Annotated in this window: 17 protein-coding genes; 15 read left to right on the forward strand and 2 right to left on the reverse strand. The window is 47.2% G+C overall.

The window, feature by feature from the left end; translation table 11 throughout:
- Positions 1-265: 265 nt before the first annotated feature.
- Positions 266-1,387 carry a pyridoxal-phosphate-dependent aminotransferase family protein gene (locus ACXAFQ_RS16960; RefSeq protein ID WP_474824612.1) on the forward strand — a complete coding sequence of 374 codons (1,122 nt, stop codon included), beginning with the start codon at positions 266-268 and terminating at the stop codon, positions 1,385-1,387.
- 44 nt (positions 1,388-1,431) lie between these two features.
- On the opposite strand, the gene ACXAFQ_RS16965 is transcribed toward ACXAFQ_RS16960, so the two are convergent.
- Positions 1,432-2,172 carry a DUF3307 domain-containing protein gene (locus ACXAFQ_RS16965; RefSeq protein WP_474824613.1) on the reverse strand — a complete coding sequence of 247 codons (741 nt, stop codon included), beginning with the start codon at positions 2,170-2,172 and terminating at the stop codon, positions 1,432-1,434.
- A 6-nt stretch (positions 2,173-2,178) separates the two neighbouring features.
- The gene (locus ACXAFQ_RS16970; RefSeq protein WP_474824614.1) at positions 2,179-2,811 is read right to left on the reverse strand and encodes a hypothetical protein; all 633 of its coding nucleotides are present in this window, start codon (positions 2,809-2,811) and stop codon (positions 2,179-2,181) included.
- A 302-nt stretch (positions 2,812-3,113) separates the two neighbouring features.
- On the opposite strand from ACXAFQ_RS16970, the gene ACXAFQ_RS16975 reads away from it, so the two are divergent.
- The 14 genes from ACXAFQ_RS16975 to ACXAFQ_RS17040 all read left to right on the forward strand — a co-directional run bounded on the left by ACXAFQ_RS16975 (position 3,114) and on the right by ACXAFQ_RS17040 (position 21,452).
- Positions 3,114-4,343: a nucleoside recognition domain-containing protein gene (locus ACXAFQ_RS16975; protein WP_474824615.1), complete on the forward strand. Its 1,230-nt coding sequence runs from the start codon at positions 3,114-3,116 to the stop codon at positions 4,341-4,343.
- Between the two features lie 59 nt (positions 4,344-4,402).
- On the forward strand, positions 4,403-5,104 hold the full coding sequence (locus tag ACXAFQ_RS16980) for an SIMPL domain-containing protein (RefSeq protein WP_474824616.1): 702 nt from the start codon (positions 4,403-4,405) through the stop codon (positions 5,102-5,104).
- A 14-nt stretch (positions 5,105-5,118) separates the two neighbouring features.
- The gene (locus ACXAFQ_RS16985; protein WP_474824617.1) at positions 5,119-5,574 is read left to right on the forward strand and encodes a GAF domain-containing protein; all 456 of its coding nucleotides are present in this window, start codon (positions 5,119-5,121) and stop codon (positions 5,572-5,574) included.
- A complete protein-coding gene (locus ACXAFQ_RS16990; RefSeq protein ID WP_070124669.1) occupies positions 5,571-5,861 on the forward strand; it encodes a hypothetical protein in 291 nt (96 codons plus the stop codon). The genes ACXAFQ_RS16985 and ACXAFQ_RS16990 overlap by 4 nt, the downstream gene beginning before the upstream one ends.
- A 17-nt stretch (positions 5,862-5,878) precedes the next feature.
- Positions 5,879-6,538, forward strand: coding sequence for an RNA chaperone ProQ (proQ, locus tag ACXAFQ_RS16995; protein ID WP_474824618.1), 660 nt, complete (start codon positions 5,879-5,881; stop codon positions 6,536-6,538).
- 1 nt (position 6,539) lies between these two features.
- Positions 6,540-8,591: a carboxy terminal-processing peptidase gene (gene prc, locus ACXAFQ_RS17000; RefSeq protein WP_474824619.1), complete on the forward strand. Its 2,052-nt coding sequence runs from the start codon at positions 6,540-6,542 to the stop codon at positions 8,589-8,591.
- A gap of 93 nt (positions 8,592-8,684) precedes the next feature.
- On the forward strand, positions 8,685-10,019 hold the full coding sequence (locus ACXAFQ_RS17005) for a sodium-dependent transporter (RefSeq protein WP_474824620.1): 1,335 nt from the start codon (positions 8,685-8,687) through the stop codon (positions 10,017-10,019).
- 26 nt (positions 10,020-10,045) lie between these two features.
- Positions 10,046-11,521 carry a Na+/H+ antiporter NhaC gene (gene nhaC, locus ACXAFQ_RS17010; RefSeq protein WP_474824621.1) on the forward strand — a complete coding sequence of 492 codons (1,476 nt, stop codon included), beginning with the start codon at positions 10,046-10,048 and terminating at the stop codon, positions 11,519-11,521.
- Between the two features lie 23 nt (positions 11,522-11,544).
- On the forward strand, positions 11,545-14,139 hold the full coding sequence (gene pepN / locus ACXAFQ_RS17015) for an aminopeptidase N (protein WP_474824622.1): 2,595 nt from the start codon (positions 11,545-11,547) through the stop codon (positions 14,137-14,139).
- Positions 14,132-14,365 carry a DUF2835 family protein gene (locus ACXAFQ_RS17020; protein WP_474824623.1) on the forward strand — a complete coding sequence of 78 codons (234 nt, stop codon included), beginning with the start codon at positions 14,132-14,134 and terminating at the stop codon, positions 14,363-14,365. The genes pepN and ACXAFQ_RS17020 overlap by 8 nt, the downstream gene beginning before the upstream one ends.
- A gap of 202 nt (positions 14,366-14,567) precedes the next feature.
- Entirely contained in the window at positions 14,568-16,628 is a 2,061-nt protein-coding gene (locus ACXAFQ_RS17025) for a DUF1302 domain-containing protein (protein WP_474824624.1), read from the forward strand.
- 10 nt (positions 16,629-16,638) lie between these two features.
- Complete coding sequence (locus ACXAFQ_RS17030; protein ID WP_474824625.1) at positions 16,639-18,003, forward strand: DUF1329 domain-containing protein; 1,365 nt, start codon at positions 16,639-16,641, stop codon at positions 18,001-18,003.
- Between the two features lie 78 nt (positions 18,004-18,081).
- A complete protein-coding gene (locus ACXAFQ_RS17035; protein WP_474824626.1) occupies positions 18,082-19,116 on the forward strand; it encodes a WD40/YVTN/BNR-like repeat-containing protein in 1,035 nt (344 codons plus the stop codon).
- An 8-nt stretch (positions 19,117-19,124) separates the two neighbouring features.
- A complete protein-coding gene (locus ACXAFQ_RS17040; RefSeq protein ID WP_474824627.1) occupies positions 19,125-21,452 on the forward strand; it encodes an efflux RND transporter permease subunit in 2,328 nt (775 codons plus the stop codon).
- Positions 21,453-21,568 lie beyond the last annotated feature (116 nt).

Here is a 21,568-nt window from a genome sequence, read left to right on the forward strand (position 1 = left end):
AATTTAGTTATACATTATCAGAGACTTATTTTGAGTTCCATCCCTGATTAAAAAACAACAGCTTATTTCTGGTCTGACTTGCCTTCGAGGTGTTCAAAATTTACCCACAGGATGGTCACATTTTATTCAGCATTAGAGTGCTAATACCTTGTGAATGATCTATCAGTTTTCCCATTCATATCATTTATACTCGTGATGGGCAATTGTTCCATTGGGATGATAATGCCACAATAGTTTTACAGATAAATTGCAGCGAGGCACGACAATGACTACTCCTACGACTTTTATTCCACCTGAGCGTACCTTAATGGGGCCGGGTCCTTCAGATGTTTCTCCCCGTGTGCTGAATGCAATGTGCCGTTCTACACTGGGCCACCTCGATCCTTTATTTGTAGAGCTGATGGATGAAACCAAAGCCCTACTACAATATGCATTTCGTACTGAAAATGCGCTGACAATGCCTGTTTCTGCTCCGGGGTCGGCCGGTATGGAAGCCTGTTTTGTGAATCTTATTGAGCCTGGCGATAAAGTCATTGTTTGTATTAACGGTGTGTTTGGTAACCGCATGGTGGAAAATGTTATCCGCTGTGGTGGTGAGGCGATTAAAATTGAAGATGACTGGGGAAATCAGTCAGATTTAAATAAAGTGGAAGACGCCCTGAAAGCCCATCCTGATGCAAAAATTCTGGCCTTTGTGCATGCAGAAACGTCAACTGGCGTACGTAACGATGCGGAAACGCTCTGCCGGTTAGCGCAGCAATATGACTGCCTTACCATTGTTGATGCTGTGACATCATTGGGCGGTATTGATGTGAACGTAGACGGTTGGGGCATTGATGCCATTTATTCCGGTTCACAGAAGTGTTTAAGTTGCGTTCCAGGTTTGTCGCCAGTTTCGTTTAGCGACCGTGCGGTGTCTGTAATACAAAACCGTAAAACGCCCGTTCAGAGTTGGTTTCTTGATATGAACCTGATTGTAGGTTACTGGGGCCAGGGCGGAAAGCGTGCTTATCACCATACAGCGCCAGTAAATAGCATCTACGCGATGCATGAATCATTGGTGATGTTAAAAGAAGAAGGCTTAGAGAATGCCTGGGCTCGTCACCAGTCTGGTCATAAAAAGTTGGTCGCGGGTCTTGAGAAACTGGGCCTTTCCATGGCGGTTGATGAAGCATACCGTTTACCGCAACTGAACTCCGTAGTTATTCCTGATGGTGTGGATGATGCTGAAGTGCGCAGCCGCCTGTTGAATGAATTTAATCTGGAGATCGGTGCGGGATTAGGTGCACTGGCAGGTAAAGTCTGGCGAATTGGCCTTATGGGCTATGCGTGTAAAGACCGTAATATTGATCATTGTGTGGCGAGCCTGGATAAAGTGATCCGCTAAGTTCAATGACAAACTCTCTTGAAAAGCCGCATTAAGCGGCTTTTTTATCCTTTCAATGCCAGAATCAACCAGCCAACAATTAACGCCACCGCAAAGCTCATTAATGTACCCAACATCATGTACTCCGTGAGTCGCATGTCTCGCTCGCGAGAGAGGTCGCCCACCCGGAAAACGGTTTTGGTGGCCACCAGAAAGCCTAAGCCTGTGAATTCATCTACCAGAATAAAAGAGAGTGCGAGCAAGCGTTCCACATAGCCTATCCAACGACCCGCATTACTCAGGCTTTTTTGTTCTGGTGTTTGCGCATTTTGTTGTTTTAGCTTTTCGGTGTGTGTCGCCAACAGCTGTCCAATAAGAATACTGGCGGGTTTGAAAATGACGATGTATCCAAGCACATATAACAGATTGTTTTTGGTTAGATAGGTGTCGGTTTGAGTGATGACATCCCAAACCGGCTTTTCTTCCAGCAGCAACGCAACTAAGGCTATGACCGCGATGTGTGCCACTTGATCTATGACAAATGCGATGACACTGGTTCGGCCCGCTTTAGCCCAGTCGATTATAAAGTGCGTGGCGGTGATCAGTCCGGCTGTCATTAGCGCTTGGTCAAGGGTGACATCAGCCAGCCACAATGCCACTAAAGCGAGTATGGCATGAACACTGGCATGCAAATAGAGGGCAGGAGAGCGTACGCCTTTGTCGTTTCGGCTACTGATCCAGCGGTCTGGTTGCAAATAAAAGTCGCCGATAAAATGGGCAGCTATCAGTAGTAGAAACAGCGTCATTAAGCCTCATCCTTTTAGTGCATTAATGTAATCAATAAAGGGGGCCAGCAAGTCCCCACCGGCCGATTTTAGTCGCTCGCTGACATTCTGCCTTGAGGTATTGTTATTGTCAGCCAGAACTTGATGCGTTGGGAAGTTTTGTGACAAATATTGATACAGCAGATCCGCTTGTTTTTTACTGAGGCGGTTTAATACGTAGCTTAATTGACTACACATGATGTCCAGCGCGGTTTGTTGACCCTTTGTGCCTGATTGACCTGGCGCTAAAATAACCCTGAATTCTCTTCCTCGGGTGTTATCCAGGGTTCGGCCTGATAACACAAAGGCTTCGCCGTTAGAGGTCCCGGGACTTGATTCCGACAGCGTACCTTCACCATACGCTAGGGCCTGTGTGCAGTTTACTGCTACCTCGCTAATCTGGCTGTTCAGATAGAGCCTGATAGTAAATAATGCATGAATGGCGTGTTTCGGGTCGGGAAATACAACTTGAAAGCCATCACCTCGAAACAGTTCATAGGTACAACCTGTTTGCTTTTGAAGGTGATTTAGCACCGTGGTGAGCGCATTGATGGTTTGCGCATAATGTGTCGATGACAATCGGGTCGATTCGACTAAATCACCGGTCAGCACAGCAATCATTTCGCCTCCTGGGTAACAGCTCATGGCCATTGGTGGGTTTTATGCAAGGTTATAATCTTGCTTTATTAAATGCAAGTCTATAGCCTTGCTTTTATCAATGCAATACTCTGGGCTTGCAAATGCGGATTAGCGGTGAACGAAACCATTGTTATCATTTAATGATGTGAATACAAATTACCGTCGCCTGGTATCAAGGGCCGCTAAGAAGTTAAGGGCAAAAATAACCGCAAAAGTAGGCGAAATCAGCAGTACTGATCCGTTACACTGCCAGATAAAACCACTAAAACCAAAAATAAGGGATTATGCTTCATCGCATCTGGCTTTCATTTATCGTTCTGGCATTTATCGCCACTGTCTGGCAAGCCTTTTTCGGCCATGCACCGGGTGGGTTTCAGGATGTCATGCAGTCTGTTACCAGTATGGCTCAGCTCAGTGTGGATATCGCCATTGGACTTATCGGCGTATTAGCGTTTTGGCTGGGGATATTTGAAGTGGCCGAGAAATCCGGCCTCATCAGTAAATTTTCTCGTGTTCTGGCTCCTTTCCTTTGCCGCATTATGCCTGATATTCCTCGCGATCATCCTGCGCTTGGAAGCATCACCATGAACATGTCTGCCAATGTACTCGGACTCGACAATGCAGCCACTCCTTTTGGCATAAAAGCCATGCAGGACATGCAATCATTAGCCACAGACAAAGAAACCCTAACAAACAGTCAGATCCTTTTCTTAGTTCTGAATACGTCATCAGTCACCTTGTTTCCCATCGCGGTATTTTTGTATCGGGCAGAGCAGGGCGCAGCGCAACCCACGGATGTGTTTATTCCCATTTTATTGGCAACCAGTGCGTCAACGTTAACCGGATTAATTGTCACCTGCCTGATTCAGCGGGTAAATTTATTTAATCGAGTCGTACTTTTTTATCTGGTAGGTCTGTTTGGCTTACTGGGTGCTGTTATCGTGTATTTTTCGCATTTAGCAGCCAGTGAACTGGCTTCCCAATCGGCCATTGTTGCTAACTTTCTACTGTTTTTATTCATCGTGGTTGTGCTTGTTACCGGATGGAGGCGCAATCTCAATACCTATGAATTGTTTATCGATGGTGCGAAAAAAGGCTTTAATGTGGCTATTTCTCTGATCCCGTTTCTATTAGCTATGCTCATTGCCATCGGCATGTTACGGGCCAGTGGCATTCTTGATATGGTCAGTACGGGTATTGCCTGGGCTGTGACTGCGGTAGGTGGCGACGCCCGCTTTGTGGATGGCTTGCCCACGGCCATCATGAAGCCGCTAAGTGGCAGCGGTGCTCGGGCGCTGATGATTGAAACCATGCAGCATCATGGCGCAGATTCATTTTCGGGTCGCCTCGCGTCAGTGCTGCAAGGTTCAACGGAAACCACGTTTTATGTTCTGGCGGTTTACTTAGGCGCTGTGGGCATAAAACACGCTCGCTATGCCGTTGCGTGCTGCTTAGCTGCGGATTTCGCCGGAATATTTGCTGCGATTGTCGTGAGTTACTGGTTTTTCGGTTAAGCCCGTGTTCAGTTTACCTAGTAATAATGAGGTCTTTTCTCAATAAAAGGTAATTCACTATGACCAAACACATTTCTGTGCTCAAACCTGTTTCTTTAGCACTTGCACTGTGTCTTTCTTCGGCCATTGCCCAGGCCCAGACGACTGAACCTGCCATTCAAGTAAACGGAACCGGGAGTTATGCCGTTGTGCCGGATGCCTATACCATTACTTTCGTGATGGAAGAAAAAGGTGAAACGGTATCCAAGCTGAACACCAAAATGCAGGATGACATGCAATCGGTACTTAAATTTCTGCTCAAAGAAGGCATAGAGGAGAAACATGTACAATCGATGCAAATCAGTCTGAATCCCTATTACGAGTCAACGTCACAAGGTCGTGAACAGCGAGGATTTGTCCTTAGCAGACAAATTCAGGTAACCGATACGGATATAAATCATTATGATCGTATCATTGACGGTGCTTTATCCCGCGGTATAGATCGTATACAAGGGTTTGAATTTATCGCCAGCCAGCAGGACAATGCCTATGAAAAGGCCTTGATAAATGCTGTTAAAGACGCAAAATTACGGGCTAGCCTGTTGGCCGACCAACTAGGCGTAAAAATTGGGAAGGTATTGTCGGTAACTGAAACCGGTAATAGCTATCCTATGCCGGTGATGAGAATGGAAATGTCAGCCAAAGCTGATTTCTCTTCGGCAATGCCAGGAGAACAAATGATCGAAGCCCGCGTTAACGTGAGCTTTGCGATTGATGAATAATTTTGAGGTAATTTTTGAAAAGTACGCTTTACGCTGAATTACTGGCCCAGGCTAAAGGCCTGATGGCCGGAGAAGCTGACCTGATTGCGAATATGGCCAATCTCAGTGCACTCATGTTTAATCGTTTGGAAAACGTGAACTGGGCTGGCTTTTATCTTTATAAAGAAGAACAATTGGTGCTTGGTCCGTTTCAGGGCCAACCGGCTTGTATTCGAATTCCCATGGGACGTGGTGTGTGCGGCACCGCCGCGGCTGAGCGAACCTCCCAACTGGTAAAAGATGTTCACGCTTTTGATGGTCACATTGCCTGTGACGCTGCCTCAAACTCTGAGATCGTGATTCCACTGGTGTTGAATAACGAACTGATTGGCGTTCTTGATATAGACAGCCCAATTTACAGCCGCTTTGACGAAGACGATAAACTCGGCCTAGAAGCCTTAGCTGCTGCATTAATGGACAGTCAGCAATGAAAGAATACGTAGACATTCATGTTGTGCTGGCAACGCCAGCCGACATGGAAGACAATTTCGATGAGCCGGAAGAGGCTGCTGAACGAATAAATTTTATTCTTCACTGCATTTACGACCGTGCTGACGAAGACGTTGATACCCAGTGGCTTGAGCGTTTATTGCACTACACTTGGGAAACATGGCATCAAACCGGCAATTTATTGGACATTGAGGACGATGAATTGCTTGATTGGGTTGACCACACGCTGGCAACTTGGGATGATGCTGACAATGAAGAAGATTATTAACCACACGTAAAGTATTGATGGAATCCACAGAGAAGTTTGCAAACAGTAAAGAAGTCATCGCCTTTCTGGCAGAAACCTTTCCAAACTGTTTTTCCACCGAGGGCGAAGCTCGACCTCTGAAAATTGGTATTTTTCAGGATTTGGCTGCACGCCTGGAAAACGAAGAACGCGTAAGCAAAACGCTATTGCGCTCAACGTTACGCCATTACACTAACAGCTGGCGCTATCTGCACAGCATCAAGGAAGGCGCATATCGTGTCGATCTTGATGGCAATCAGGACGCGCAGATTGAGCAGGAACACGCTGATCACGCCAAACAACAGTTGGATGAAAGCAAAGCGAAAGCGGCTGAAAAGCGCAAAGCAAAGCAAAAACCAGCCGGCGATAAGCGACCTCCCCAACGTCGTCTACGTAGCGAAAACGGCCAAAAGCCTCAGCCACGGGTGAACAAGGGAACTAAATCCAATTCTGAAAGACCAACTAGAACACCCCCTGCAAAATTAACAGATGCAGATTGCCAGCCAGGCACAGCGGTTACCGTAAAACTCGGTAAAGCGCCAATGCCAGCAGTTATCACTGAAGTAGCCAAAGACGGTATTCACGTTCAACTCGATTCAGGCATGGTGGTGAAAGTTAACGCAGACGCGTTACGTTTGGCTAATACCAAGAGGTCGTAATATGAAAGAACTCCTTCGCATTTCCATTGCCAGTGCATTCCTCACCGTAGGAGTGGGAGCTGGAGCCACTACCACCACAGAACAGGCAGACGATACGCTGCCGGTACTGGAGCAGGAAACGCAACATAGCGTTGCTGCAAAACGGGTAGGGGCACTGTTCACACGGGCGCATTACAAGGAAATTGCGTTGGATGACGCCCTCTCTGAAAAAATCTACGATCGTTTCCTGCGCTCGCTCGACAGTAACAAACAAGTGTTATTGCAGTCTGATATTGATGATTTCGCAAAGTATCGTGATGCATTCGATGAAGCGCTGGCAAGAGGCAACTTGTCGGTTGCGTACAACATGTACAATGTGAGCGCCAAGCGTCGGGTAGAGCGATTCGAGTACGCGTTAAGCTTGCTTGACGAAGAGTTCGATTTTGAAAAAGAAGGCGATAAGTTTTATTACGATCGCGAGGAAGCCAGCTGGCCCGCAAACGAAGCTGAGCTTAACGAGTTATGGCGTCAGCGTGTTAAATACGATGCGCTGAACCTGATCATGGCTGATAAAACTTGGGAAGAAGCAAAAGACTTACTGACCAAGCGATATCAGCGGGCAATTAAGCGTTTACAGCAAGCAGAAAGTGAAGATGTGTTCCAAACCGTCATGAACTCTTTTGCTCGCAGCGTAGAAGCGCACACCAGTTACCTTTCACCTCGGAACGCCGATCGTTTCCAAATGGAAATGAACCTGTCTTTTGAAGGTATTGGTGCGGTACTCCAAAGTGAAGATGATTTCACGGTAATTAAAAGCATTGTACCGGGCGGCCCGGCTGACAAATCGAATGCACTTAAGCCAGAAGATAAAATCATCGGTGTGGCGCAAGACGATGAAGAATTCGTCGATGTTGTTGGCTGGCGCCTAGATGAAGTCGTTGACTTGATTAAGGGGCCAAAAGGCAGCACGGTACGTTTGCAGGTTCAAAAAGGGGCTTCTGACAGTAAATCTATGGCGGTGGTCAGCATGACGCGCGACAAGATTAAATTGGAAGACCGCGCTGCGAAAGGTGAAGTTTATGAGCCTGAAACCGGGCCATATGCGGGCGAGAAATTAGGGGTTATTACGATTCCCAGTTTCTACAACAACCTTAGCGTTGATGTGAAAAAAGAGCTGGATACGCTAAAAGCCCAGGACGTGAAAGGCATCATTGTCGATTTACGCGGCAACGGTGGTGGTTCACTTACCGAAGCAACCTTACTGACCGGTTTATTCATTGAAAAAGGTCCGGTGGTACAAATTCGCTACGGTGAAGGCAAGGTCAGTGTTAATCGCGATACTGACGGGCTGGTGACCTACGACGGGCCGCTGACAGTTCTGGTTGACCGTTACAGCGCATCTGCGTCGGAGATTTTCGCGGCAGCCATGCAAGATTACAGTCGTGCTTTAATTGTGGGTGAGCAGACCTTTGGTAAAGGTACGGTTCAGCAGCATCGTGGCTTAGGCCGGATTTACGACCTTTATGAAAATCCACTCGGCAGCGTTCAGTTCACCATTGCGAAATTCTACCGTATTGATGGCGGCAGTACGCAACATAAAGGCGTTGTACCAGACATTAAATACCCGTCACCTATCGATCCGGCTGACTGGGGAGAAAGTCAGGAAGAAAACGCGTTACCGTGGGACAGTATCGACCGTGCTAATTACACCACTTTTGGCGATAGCCAAAGTGCACTGGACGTATTGGCCGCCAAGCACAGCGCCCGGGTGATGAAAGATCCTGAGTTCATCTATCTTGCTGAAGATATTGATGAGTACAAGAAGAATAAAGACAAAGAATTTATCTCTCTTGTGAAGTCTGAGCGCGAAGCGAAAAAAGACGAAGCGCGCGAGCACGATTTGAAGCGTGCCAATGAGCGCTTAGCACGAATGGGCAAAGAGCCGGTGGAATCTTTGGACGACTTACCTGAAGATTTAGAAGAACTGGATCCGTTCCTCGATGAAGCAGCAAATATCACCTACGATATGCTGGATACCGGTAAGTACGCAATTCATCAACAAAAAACGCATTAATATCAAGACTACAGGGGCTGGTGCCAAGGCCAGCCCCTTTTTTGTGTCTATAAGAAAAATAAAACACTACAACAATAATAAAGGGAAACATCCATGGCAACGCGAGGTGAATTTTCATCACGGATAGGCTTCGTTCTGGCTGCAGCTGGCTCTGCGGTGGGACTGGGAAATATATGGGGCTTTCCTACACAAGTTGCGACCAACGGTGGCGCTGCATTTGTATTAGTGTACCTGTTACTGGCCTTCGTATTGGCTTATCCGGTACTCATGGCAGAGTTGATCATTGGTCGTTCTACCCGGGCCAATATGGTCGATGCGCTCACTAAAATATCCGGTAACGTCACAGGAACGCTAACTGGCTTATGGGGCTGTTTGACTGTTTCCGGCATTCTTGCTTTCTATGCCATTGTGGGCGGTTGGATGTTGTCATTTTTCTTAGATGGCATTGTTCGCGCACTTGGGCTAAACGACCTGTCACCGTGGATCACGGAATTCTCTACTTCCAGAAATATTCTATTTTGCCTCTGTTTCATGATTATGACGGCGGGCATCGTTTTGGGTGGTGTGAAGTCCGGGATTGAAAAATGGTCAGTGCGTTTAATGCCGTCACTGGTGGTTATCATTCTTGCGTTGATCGTTTATGTGAGTCTGCAACCCGGTGCAGGTGAAGGCTGGGCAGCGTACCTTTTGCCAGACTTTAGCCGCGTGACGGATCCTGACTTGCTCATAAGTGCCATGGGCCAAGCGTTCTTCTCCATGTCTTTAGGTGTCGGTACCATGCTGGTTTACGGCTCGTATGTGTCGAAGAAAGAAAACCTGCCCTCCATCGGTATGTGGGTTGCACTGGTAGATATCGGCGTGGCTATCATTGCCGGTATGCTGATCATTCCCGCCATGTACGTTGCATTAAATAACGGCGTAGAAATCTTTAATGCAGACGGCGCGCTTATTGACGGCGACCAACTGATTTTTACCGTTTTACCCGCATTATTTAACACCATCGGCACCGTGGGCATCTACTTATCCATCGCATTCTTTGCACTGATGGTGATTGCCTCGTTAACCTCTTCTATTTCTATGCTCGAAGTACCCGTTGCTTATCTGGTAGAAAATCATAAGAAAAAGCGCAGTACCGCGGTGTGGATCATGGCGGCGATTATTTTTGTTTCCAGTTGTACCATTATTCTCAATTTCGACGCTTTATTTGTATTGGTGATCACCGCTACTACTGAGTATAGCCAGCCGTTGCTTGGTTTGGTTCTGTGTATTTTCGCGGGTTGGGTATGGCGAAGAAATGCTATTCTCGAAGAGCTAAAAGACGGCTTTGCAGAAGCGGAGCATAGTTTGTTCTGGAAAATCTGGCCCTGGTATGTGAAGTTCGTCTGTCCGGTGGTTATCTTCCTGATGTTTACTCGTTCGGTTCTGTAAGTTTCATAATAAGAGTCATAACTACAATGAAAAAGACAATAAAAGATCCTTCACTTCTCGACGCACTCATTCCTATTGTCGCGCTTGTTATCATGATGGGAAGCGCGGTTTATCTGTTTGCAGACAACTCGTCTTACGGTCCTAATCAGATTGCACTGTTATTAGGAACGGGACTCGCAGCCATCATCGGCATGAAAAATGGCCATAGCTGGAAAGAAATAGAAGCCGGCATCGTTAAAGGTATTTCGATGGCACTGGGCGCTTGTTTGATTCTTCTGGCGGTGGGCTCCCTCATTGGTACTTGGATGTTAGCAGGCACCGTACCTACGTTGATTTACTACGGCCTTGAGCTGCTGAATCCTTCGTTTTTCTACGCCGCTACCTGTCTGATTTGTGCGGTTGTGGCTATGAGCATTGGTAGCTCCTGGACCACCGCAGCCACAGTGGGTGTAGCGCTCATGGGCGTGGCGACCGGTATGGATATGTCACCGGCGATTACGGCTGGCGCTGTGGTATCTGGTTCTTATTTTGGTGACAAAATTTCACCACTGTCTGAAACCACCAACCTGGCACCGGCCGTGGCAGGCACGGATTTGTTTGAGCATATACGTTATATGCTTTGGACGACCATTCCTAGTTTCATCATTGCCCTTATTCTGTTCACGGTACTGGGATTTTCTGAAACGGACGCTGCGTCGTTAGCACGTATCGAGCAAATGCAAACGCTACTGGCTGAATCCTTTAATTTGGGTTGGTATATGCTAATCCCGTTGGTTGTTTTATTAACCCTCGCTGTACGTAAAATGCCCGCCTTTCCTGCGGTTTCAATTGGCGCTTTGCTGGGTGGAATTTGGGCAATTGTATTTCAGGGCGATGTGGTGGCAGGTATGGCCGACAGTGCAGACTCAGAAGCCATCGGTACCTTAAAAGTAGTTTGGACTGCGCTGTTCGATGGCGTAAGTTTCTCCACCCCTGATGAAAATCTGAATGCGCTGCTTAGTCGCGGCGGTATGTCTTCAATGCTGAATACGATTTGGCTGATTATTTGTGCCATGTCCTTTGGTGCAGTGCTGGAGCGAGTAGGGCTGCTAAAACGTGCGGTGAGCGCTATTCTTATTGGAGCAAAATCTGCTGGTGATATGATTAGCCGCACCATACTTACCTGTCTTGGCACTAACTTGGTCACTGCCGATCAGTATATGTCTATTGTTATGCCAGGCCGTATGTACAAACAGGAATTTGAAAAACGGGGATTAAACCAACTCAATCTTTCCCGCAGTTTGGAAGATGGCGGTACACTGACGTCGCCGCTCATTCCGTGGAATACCTGTGGTGCCTACATGCAAGGTGTCTTGATGGTGCACCCATTTGAGTACATCTTTTACACGTTCTTCAACGTAATTAATCCTATCCTCGCAGTCATTTATGCGTATCTGGGCATTAAGATCCTTCGCCTGGAGCCTCCGTTCCCAAGCAGTGAAGACAAAGGGGAGCGCGCATAGTTTTTCTTTTATAAGGGGTTCTTATGAGCGTTAATGTTAAGCGTCGGCTGGATTACCAGCCGCCACTGTACACGATCACCAATGTGGTCATGCATGTACAACTTCATGCTACTGCAACACGTATCAAAACCGTGTCTACCGTCCAGCGTGTGGGTAACCATAATTCTCCGCTGTTTCTCGATGGTGAAAAAATGCAGTTGCTCAGCCTTGCGGTTAATGGCGAAGCCTACAACCTTTATTCTCACGTAGACGGTGGAATTTCACTTACCGAAGTGCCTGATACGTTCGAGCTCACCGTCGAAACTGAAATCGACCCGCAGAATAACAAGGCCCTTGAAGGCCTTTACCTGTCTAACGGTGTTTTTTGTACCCAGTGTGAAGCGGAAGGTTTCCGCCGCATTACTTATTTCCTCGACCGTCCTGATGTGTTGGCGAAGTATGAAGTTACCGTATCTGGCGACAAGAAAAAATATCCTACGTTGCTGGCAAACGGAAATCCTATCGCAAAAGGTGAACAGAGTGATGGAACGCACTGGGTAACCTGGCAGGACCCGCATCCTAAACCTTGCTACTTGTTTGCTTTGGTTGCCGGTGATTTCGATTTACTTGAAGACAATTACATCACGACCAGTGGACGCGATGTTAAACTTGAATTGTATGTCGATAAAGGCAAACGTGATAAAGGAGTCTTCGCCTTAGAATCACTCAAGCGAGCGATGAAATGGGACGAAGATACCTTTGGCTTGGAATACGATCTCGACATTTATATGATTGTGGCTGTTGATTTCTTCAACATGGGTGCAATGGAAAATAAAGGTCTGAATGTCTTTAACAGTAAGTTTGTTCTGGCCGATCAAGACAGTGCTACCGATGAAGACTTCTTCAACGTGGAATCTGTCATTGCCCACGAATACTTCCACAACTGGACTGGCAACCGGGTAACTTGCCGCGACTGGTTCCAACTGAGCCTGAAAGAAGGTCTTACCGTGTTCCGTGATCAGCAGTTTAGCGCTGATATGACCTCGGCGTTAAGCAACCGTATTAAGCACGTGCGGGTGATGCGAGAGCATCAATTTGCGGAAGACGCCAGTGCCATGAGTCATCCGATCCGCCCTGATGAAGTTATCGAGATGAATAACTTTTATACGGTGACGGTTTACGACAAAGGCGCTGAAGTCATACGCATGTTCCACACCTTGCTAGGTGCTGATGGTTTCCGTAAAGGCATGGATGAGTACTTCCGTCGTCACGATGGCCAGGCAGTAACCTGTGATGATTTTGTCGCTGCAATGCAAACCGCCACTGAGCGAGATTTATCGCACTTTGCCAAATGGTACAGTCAATCGGGTACGCCTGTAGTTGGTGTTTCACGCATGTACGACAAACAAAAGCGTACGTTGCATATCTCGCTTTCTCAGCACACACCTGCCACTGCAAACCAACAAGAAAAAGAACCTTTATATATTCCTGTGGCTTTTGAGTGTATCGACGATATCGGCAAACATTATCCCGATGACGACGGCCTGATTAAAGACGGTTTGGTTATTCTCGATAAGCCTAATGTTTCATTGATGTTTTCTGATGTGCCAGAGTCATGTCTACCGGTTGTGTTAGGGAATTTCTCTGCACCGGTCAAAGTGGAAAATCCTCTTTCGGCCAAGGAACTGCTGCAAATATTCCGTTTCGCAGACGATCCATTCAATCGCTGGGATGCAATGCAATCTCTGTATGATTGGTGTATCACGCAAATTGAGCTCGATAAGAAGGTACCTGACTCTGTGTGGAAAGCACTCGCCGACGTGATTGCTGCAGAAAAAGACAATCATGAGCTTTTAGGCGAATGTTTATCGATCCCAAGTTTTGAAACCTTATGCCAAAATCGCGTTGGTGTGGATGTGGCTGAGTTGGCTTCTGCCCGTCAATCATTCTGTGCGCAGTTTGCGTCAGAACTGCATAGTGCATTGTTAACTGTGTGGAACGGTTTTTCGTCAGTCAGTTATACGTATAAGCAAACAGACGTGAATGCGCGCCGCTGTAAAAATGTGGTGTTAGGTCATCTTGCCCGCACCGCCGACGGTGAAGCGCTTATCGAAAAGCAATTTGCTGAAGCTGATAATATGACGGATTCGCTCGGTGCATTGCGTGCAGCCCAAAGCGGCAGTGCTGAAGTATTCAACAGCTTAATGACCGCCTTCGAACAGAAGTGGAAGCATGATCCGCTGGTGCTAGACAAATGGTTTGCACTGAATGCGACCACTGAGCGTGAAGATATACTGGCCCACATCACCATGCTTAAATCCCATCCTCAGTTCACCATGGGAAATCCCAACCGGGTGAGGGCGCTCATAGGCAGTTTTGCTTTCTACAATCCGGTTGGCTTCCACCAGCCAGACGGGAGTGGTTACCAATACGTCACCGATTATTTGCTTGAATTGGATCAACACAATCCACAAGTGGCCGCGCGCATCGTGACACCACTAACGCAATGGCAAAACTATGCGGAGAAGCATCAGCAAAAAATGAAAGCGCAGTTAACGCGCCTCGTTAATCATGAAGGGTTAAGCAAGGACGTGTTCGAAAAAGTGAGTAAAAGCCTGGCTTACGAGAAAAGTGAATAAACCTGACGCTTTTTATTTTTTTACCTTGTCAATGTCTTATACAGACTGCCAGGCGCTTTATCAAAGCGCCGGCCAGTCTGCCATCCTGCTTTCTGAATCCGGCATTCGGGTTCAAGTTCCTGTTAGCCGCCTGCGTCCGTTTATCGACAGTCGTGGCCTGAAAGGGCGTTTTCGCCTGGTCGTGAGTGGCGATAATAAGATCAAAACATTCGAAAGATTACGATAATTTCAGCCAAAAACTGGCGATTCTTCTGATTCTGTTCAATAACTAGTTGAAAGAGAAAATTTTATTGCCAGTGTTAACTGGTACGATTAGTTCTTGCGAAACTGACAAAATGATGTAATCATTTTGTTAACTACCCAAGTTGGTCACACGTCTGCGCGTCGCTACCTGGTATCGTCAGCGCTGGATCAGGAGAATAAAAACTATGATAAACGGGCATAGCACATTTAAAAAGACACCAGTTGCCGCTGGTATCATTGCCTTACTTGCTACAGCCTCTCCGGCTACTGCCGCGAATTGGGAATTCGGAGATGCAACCATTACTCTGGATTCTACTTTCACCTTAGCGACAAGCATCCGTACTGAGGATCGTGATTATCGTCTTATTGGTAACAGCAACCACCCAAAGTTCGATTGGACAGGGTATAACGCCGCGACCAATGTGATTTATCAGCCTGCAGATGTGTGGGCCCAAGCCAGTGGTGATTATTCCTCGAATAACGACCTCGGCGATTTGTCCTGGGACCCGGGTAAAGCCTTTTCTACACAGATTTCTGGTAACCATGATTTAGACATTAACATGGGCGACTGGGGTTTCTTCACACGCGCTTTCTGGTTCTATGATTTCGTTCAAAACGACAACGATAATGTCGCGGTAAATCCTATCACGGGGCAGAAGCCTGATCTCTGCGCGTCACCCGGTGCTGAAGAGTTGCTTTGTAATGATTTTCGTATCTTAAGTTCCTACTTTTACGGTGACTTCTGGATTGACGACAAGCCGTTTTCTATCCGTATTGGTGATCAAGTCGTGAGTTGGGGGGAAAGTACGTTTATCCAGCACGGTATCAATACCACAAACCCAATCGATGTTAACCGTGCTCGTTCGCCGGGTGCTGAAATTAAGGAATTTTTTATTCCTGTTGGCATGGTGTACGCGTCTTTGGGTTTAACTGACGAAGTTAGTATTTCTGCATACTATCAGTATGAGTGGGAACGCAGCTGGTTGCCGGTTGCAGGCAGCTATTTTGCTACCAACGATTTTGCCAGTGAAGGCGGTCAGGCTAACAATATTCAGCTTGGTTTTACCGGTAACCCGGATATCGATCTGGACTTCCTGTTAACTTCGTTAAATGGTTTGGGTGACGCCCTACGTGCGGGTGCTGATGCAGGTACCATTGGTCAAGCGTATCTTGCTTATCCTACCAAAGTGGCAGTGCGCGGTTATTCTGATGACGCCCATGAAGATGCCGACGATCAAGGTCAGTACGGTGTTCGCCTGACCTGGTATTCTGAGGCATTAAATAATAGCGAACTTGGCTTCTACCACATTAATTATCATAGTCAGCGCCCACTGATTTCCGGTGTGACATCTGACTTTACCCAAGCCGGTATTGCCAGTGATTTAGCGCTAATCGCACAAAATCAAATTACCCGGGACAACATCACCGATTTAGAGGCGTTTACAGAAGCCCGTTTCTATTATCCTGAAGACATTAAACTGTACGGATTTAGCTTTAATACCAACATTGAAAGTTGGGCATTGGCCGGTGAAATTGCTTACCGTGTAGATGAGCCATTGCAAATCGACGATGTTGAACTGCTGTACATGGGTATGCCAGAACAGTTGGCCAACACGGGCTATCGTCCGGACCTGGCTGGTATTTCACAGCTAAACAATATTGATCGTGCGGTGGGACCTGGTGAAACCGCGCAAGGTTTTGTGTTCTCAGATACGGTACAGGCGCAGTTTACGTTAACCCAAGTATTCGGTCCTGCACTGGGCACAGACAATCTGATTTTCCTGGGTGAAGTCGGTTACGTGAGCGTATTGGACTTCCCCGATCCAAGTGTACTGCGTTTGAATGCGCCGGGAACGGGTAGAACACCGTCACTGGAGCCAACGGAAAGCGGTAACCCACGATTTGGTTTACACACCGGTTTGTCAAATGGGCCGGAAACAAACCCCTTTGCCACCGAAAATTCATGGGGTTATCGACTGTTGGCTGTCGCTGATTTTAATAACGTATTCTCAGGTGTGAACTTACGTACCCGAGCCACGTTCTCTCACGATGTAAGTGGTACCACACCGGACCCACTGTATGTCTTTTTGGAAGATTCAAAATCCGCCAGCCTGGCCTTTACGTTTAACTACTTAAATTCCTGGTCTGCGACGGCGTCATACAGTGCCTTCTGGGGCGGTCTGGGAACAACTAACCAGTTAGCCGATCGCGATTTTGTGTCGTTCAATATCAAGTATTCGATCTAAGGAGTATCGCATGTTTAGAAAAGCAGGACTTATCGCTGCTGCAATGACCTTAGCCCTGTCATCGACCACCGCATTGGCTGCGGTGAGTCAACAGGAAGCTGACAAACTGGGTAATAGCCTCACGCCATTAGGTGGTGATGCGTCAGCGAATGCGGATGGTAGCATTCCGGCTTATACCGGCGGCATTACTAGTGCACCGGCGGGTTACTCTGTGGGTGATCACCATATCAATCCATTCCCGGAAGATAAGGTGTTGTTCGAAATTACTTCGTCTAACTATAAAGAATATGAAGAGTTTCTGGCGCCAGGACAAATTAAGCTGTTTGAAACTTACCCAGACACTTATCGCATGCCGGTGTATCAGTCTCGTCGTTCGGCATCCAACCCACAGTTTGTGTATGATGCCACCAAGAAAAATGCGGTTAACGCTTCATTGATTGAATCGGGTAATGGTGTGACCGGTGCCGCAACCGGTATTCCTTTCCCAGTGCCGCAAAATGGTCTTGAGGCTATCTGGAACCATATTCTGCGTTATCGTGGACAGGCCGTGCAGCGTTTTGGTGGTCAGGCAGCGGTAACTTCATCTGGTGATTACAACCTGATTGGTTTCGATGAGAAACTGCTGATCCAGTATTCCGACGAAAACGCGAAGCCAGAAGAGCTGGAAAAAGACAACATCTTGTTCTTCTTCAAACAAAGTGTGACCGAGCCTGCACTGCTGTCTGGCAGTATTCTGCTAGTAAAAGAAACGGTGGATCAGGTTAAAGAACCGCGTAAAGCCTGGAAGTACAGCAGCGCCACCGGCCGCCTGAACGTTGTTCCGCAAATTGCGTACGACACCCCGGGAACTGAAGCGGATGGTCTGCGTACCACCGATGATTTTGATATGTTCAATGGTTCCCCAGATCGCTACACGTGGGAACTGAAGGGCAAAAAAGAAATGTACGTGGCGTACAATAATTACGATTTGCACAGTGATGAGGTGAAGTACGAAGACATCCTCAAGCCAAATCATATTAATCCGGATCTGACCCGTTGGGAAAAACACCGCGTTTGGGTGGTAGAAGCCAACTTGAAAGACGGTTTCCGCCATATCTATCAGAAGCGTACTTTCTACATCGATGAAGATAGCTGGCAAATCCAGGAAGCGGATATGTACGACAAGAACGGTGAGCTTTACCGTGTCGCATTTGCTTACGGCATCAATTACTATGATGTTCCAACCCAATGGTCGACACTGGATGTTTATCACGACTTAAACTCCAGACGTTACCTGGCTATCGGCCTGGATAACGAGACCAAAATGTATGATTTTACTATCCGTCCTCGTGAATCAGAATTCACCCCTAACGCGCTGAGACGGAGAGGCCGTTAATTTCATCCATGAAAAAACGGTTGGCAATGCCAACCGTTCTTTTTTCAACACTATGCGCTATTTAGGAAAATAATTTTTATGAAAAGCACGTTGATGGCAATCTTCGTATTATCTGCCGTGTTCAGTGCACAGGCCCAGGAAGCCTATCAGGCGCCACGGGTTACCGAGTCATTGCTTCTGGATATCGACCACACGGATTTTGTTGTTGCTGTGGGTGAACGCGGTCACATTCTTACTTCCTCCGACGGTGAAGTCTTCGACCAACAGGCCGTACCGACGACGACAACGCTCACTGCGGTCACGGTATTAGGCGATAAAGTCTGGGCAGCGGGTCATGATGCGACAATTCTGTATTCTGCCGATAAGGGTAAAACCTGGGTAGTGCAAATGGCAAAACCCGAGCTGGAAAAGCCCTTTTTCGATATCACTTTTTTCAATGAGCAACAGGGCATTGCCGTAGGTGCTTACGGGCTGTTTTTCCGCACTAACGACGGCGGCAGTACCTGGAAGCAAGAGCTTCACGCATCAATTTTAAGTGCAATGGATCAAGAGTACCTGGAAGAAGTAAAACAAGACTCGCCTGAATATTATGAAGAAGAGTTAAGTCTGATATTGCCGCACTTTAATAAGTTACGCGTTATTAACGATAAACTGTACCTGGTTGGTGAAGCGGGTCTGGTGGCAAGCAGCGACAACATGGGCGCATCATGGCAAAGACTGGAAATGGAGTACCAGGGCTCGTTTCAGGATGTCGCGCTTATCAACGATTCCACCATTATGTTAGCTGGCTTACGTGGAAATGTGTTCGTTCAACGTAACAACGAGGCATGGGAACAAGTGCCCACTTGCTTATCCGGTACATTAAATTCAATTTTGACCGACAACAGCGATGCCATCAAATTGTATGGCAACAATGGCATGATGGTAACACTCGAACATCCCATCCATGCCGTGAGCTACGACCCATGGGCCGCGCCTGGCCAATGTACGCCAGCAAATGGTTTCACTGCCCAGCAAACCAAAGATAAAGCCAGTATTGTCAACGTAACGCGATTCAATGGCCATCTTATCGCCGTAACGGCAAATGGCATTCAGCAATTAGAAACGGAATAAAATAACAAATGGCTAGCTTTACCACGCTATTAGAACGATTAATTTTCGGTTACCGAAAAGTGGTGGTGGCGCTCTTCGCTCTTGTCACCCTTTACCTCGGTTTTCAGGCGTCGATGATGCACCTCGATGCCGGATTCGAAAAAAACGTGCCGCTAAATCACCCGTATATGAAAACCTACATGGAACACCGAGAAGATTTCGGTGGTGCTAACAGTGTGCTGGTTTCAGTTTGTGATGCGAACGGCAATATTTATAACCAGCAATTCATGGACACGCTCCAACAAGTTCATGATGCGCTGTTCTTTGTTAACGGTGTAGACCGTTCCTCAGTAACCAGCTTGTTTGCTGCCTCAACCCGATTTACTGAAATCGTTGAAGGTGGATTTTCTGGTGGTCCGGTGATTCCGGCAGATTTCGACTCTTCCCGACAGGCCGCACTCGATCAAGTCGCCGTTAACGTGGAAAAAGCACGTATTGTGGGCCGTCAGGTAGCCAACGATTACAGTTGTGCCATGGTTACAGCGCGCCTGCTGAATCTCGACCCCAAAACTGGCGAATCGCTGGATATGCTGCAAGTGGCATCCGATTTAGAATCAGATGTTCGCGGGAAGTTTGAAAATGATGCAGTGAGCGTACACATCATCGGTTTTTCCAAAATGATTGGTGATGTAGCCAATGGCGCGAAGGATGTTGTGTTGTTCTTTGCCATTGCACTGGCAATTACTGCCGTGATGGTGTTCTTCTTCTCCCGTAATATCATGATGACCATTCTGCCTTTGGTGTGTTCAGTGGTGGCGGTAGTCTGGCAGTTAGGTTTACTTACCGTGTTGGGCTTTGGCCTTGATCCCATGTCAATTCTTGTCCCTTTCCTGGTCTTCGCTATCGGTGTAAGCCATGGCGTGCAAATGATCAATGCGGTAGAGAAAAAAGTGGTTGCTGGCATGGGTGCGCAACATGCTGCAATGAGCGCGTTCAGAGCACTGTTAGTGCCTGGTGGTGTGGCTTTGCTGTCTGATACCGTAGGCTTTATGACACTGCTGGTCATTGATATTGGTATTATTCGTGAGCTGGCCATCACCGCGAGTTTGGGTGTGGCAGTCATTATTCTTACTAACCTTATCTTACTGCCAGTGCTGATGAGCTTTCTATCGCTTAACGACAACTACGTTAAGCAATTTAATAAGAAAGAACAGCGTAACTCAGCTTTCTGGAAAGCCATTGCGTCGTGTGCCAATAAGAAACCGGCCACCATCATTATGCTGGTAACTGTGGGGCTGTTCATTTTTGGTTGGTTCCAGTCACAGCAAATGAAAATAGGCGATCTGCACGCTGGGGCCCCTTCGTTGCAAGAGAGTTCTCGTTACAATCAAGACACTTTCCTTATCACTGATAAGTATTCCCTCACCGTAGATTATCTGTCAGTGGTGGTGGAAACCTCACCCGAAGCCTGTACGTCTTACGGCGTAATGCGTGCCATGGACGATTTTCAGTGGAAGATGGCCAACGTAGAGGGCATTCAGTCGACCGTTTCTCTGGCATCAGTGGCGAAAAACGTGAATGCAGGCTTTAATGAAGGTAACGTTAAATGGCAGGTGCTACCCCGAAGTAACCAGATGTTGGCGCAAGACATTTCTATGGTGCCTACGTCATCGGGTTTACTTAACGGCGATTGTTCCGTGATGCCGATTATCCTGTTTATGGAAGATCATAAAGCAGAAACGATCTCTCGGGTGGTCACTGCCGTAAAGACGTTCCGAAATGAATATGAAACCGACGACATGCAGTTCAAGTTAGCGTCGGGTCCGGTTGGCGTAATGGCGGCGACCAATGAAGCGGTGGAATCCGCCCAAGGGCCAATGATGCTATACGTTTTCGGCGCGGTGATCATTTTATGTCTGATCAGTTTCCGCTCGGTGCGAGCCACCTTATCAGTGGTATTGCCGTTATATGTGGTATCGGTTCTGGCCCAAGCACTGATGACGTATCTGCAGATAGGTCTTACCGTCTCAACCTTACCGGTAATTGCATTAGGCGTAGGGATAGGCGTGGACTACGGTATTTATATTCTTTCTACCATGAGTCATAAGCTCAAAGCGGGTGCCACTGTACAGCAAGCCTACCTCGATGCATTAAAAGAACGGGGTAGTGCGGTACTGTTTACTGGAATTACGCTTGCTGTTGGCGTGAGTACCTGGGTATTTTCATCGCTTAAATTCCAGATGGATATGGGTATTTTGCTGACGTTTATGTTCTTGGTGAACATGCTGGGTGCCATTATTGTGCTTCCAGCACTGTCCAGATTTCTCTGGTTGAGTAAAAATGACCCTGATGCATAAAACTTTTTTTGCATAGTTACTTACAAAAAAGGGCCTGATGGCCCTTTTTTTTATGCCTTTTCTGCATAGTTATCTATGCTGTTAATAAAGCGTTAAAACTTCCCTTTCAAAAGGAC

This window comes from Alteromonas sp. ABH2_165 (genome assembly GCF_056159945.1).

What these genes read in the sequence shown, in the direction of transcription:
- ACXAFQ_RS16960 (WP_474824612.1), top strand. Translation starts at nt 266, where the DNA reads ATGACTACTCCTACGACTTTTATTCCACCTGAGCGTACCTTAATGGGG.
- ACXAFQ_RS16965 (WP_474824613.1), bottom strand. Translation starts at nt 2,172, where the DNA reads ATGACGCTGTTTCTACTACTGATAGCTGCCCATTTTATCGGCGACTTT.
- ACXAFQ_RS16970 (WP_474824614.1), bottom strand. Translation starts at nt 2,811, where the DNA reads ATGATTGCTGTGCTGACCGGTGATTTAGTCGAATCGACCCGATTGTCA.
- ACXAFQ_RS16975 (WP_474824615.1), top strand. Translation starts at nt 3,114, where the DNA reads ATGCTTCATCGCATCTGGCTTTCATTTATCGTTCTGGCATTTATCGCC.
- ACXAFQ_RS16980 (WP_474824616.1), top strand. Translation starts at nt 4,403, where the DNA reads ATGACCAAACACATTTCTGTGCTCAAACCTGTTTCTTTAGCACTTGCA.
- ACXAFQ_RS16990 (WP_070124669.1), top strand. Translation starts at nt 5,571, where the DNA reads ATGAAAGAATACGTAGACATTCATGTTGTGCTGGCAACGCCAGCCGAC.
- proQ (WP_474824618.1), top strand. Translation starts at nt 5,879, where the DNA reads ATGGAATCCACAGAGAAGTTTGCAAACAGTAAAGAAGTCATCGCCTTT.
- prc (WP_474824619.1), top strand. Translation starts at nt 6,540, where the DNA reads ATGAAAGAACTCCTTCGCATTTCCATTGCCAGTGCATTCCTCACCGTA.
- ACXAFQ_RS17005 (WP_474824620.1), top strand. Translation starts at nt 8,685, where the DNA reads ATGGCAACGCGAGGTGAATTTTCATCACGGATAGGCTTCGTTCTGGCT.
- nhaC (WP_474824621.1), top strand. Translation starts at nt 10,046, where the DNA reads ATGAAAAAGACAATAAAAGATCCTTCACTTCTCGACGCACTCATTCCT.
- pepN (WP_474824622.1), top strand. Translation starts at nt 11,545, where the DNA reads ATGAGCGTTAATGTTAAGCGTCGGCTGGATTACCAGCCGCCACTGTAC.
- ACXAFQ_RS17025 (WP_474824624.1), top strand. Translation starts at nt 14,568, where the DNA reads ATGATAAACGGGCATAGCACATTTAAAAAGACACCAGTTGCCGCTGGT.
- ACXAFQ_RS17030 (WP_474824625.1), top strand. Translation starts at nt 16,639, where the DNA reads ATGTTTAGAAAAGCAGGACTTATCGCTGCTGCAATGACCTTAGCCCTG.
- ACXAFQ_RS17035 (WP_474824626.1), top strand. Translation starts at nt 18,082, where the DNA reads ATGAAAAGCACGTTGATGGCAATCTTCGTATTATCTGCCGTGTTCAGT.
- ACXAFQ_RS17040 (WP_474824627.1), top strand. Translation starts at nt 19,125, where the DNA reads ATGGCTAGCTTTACCACGCTATTAGAACGATTAATTTTCGGTTACCGA.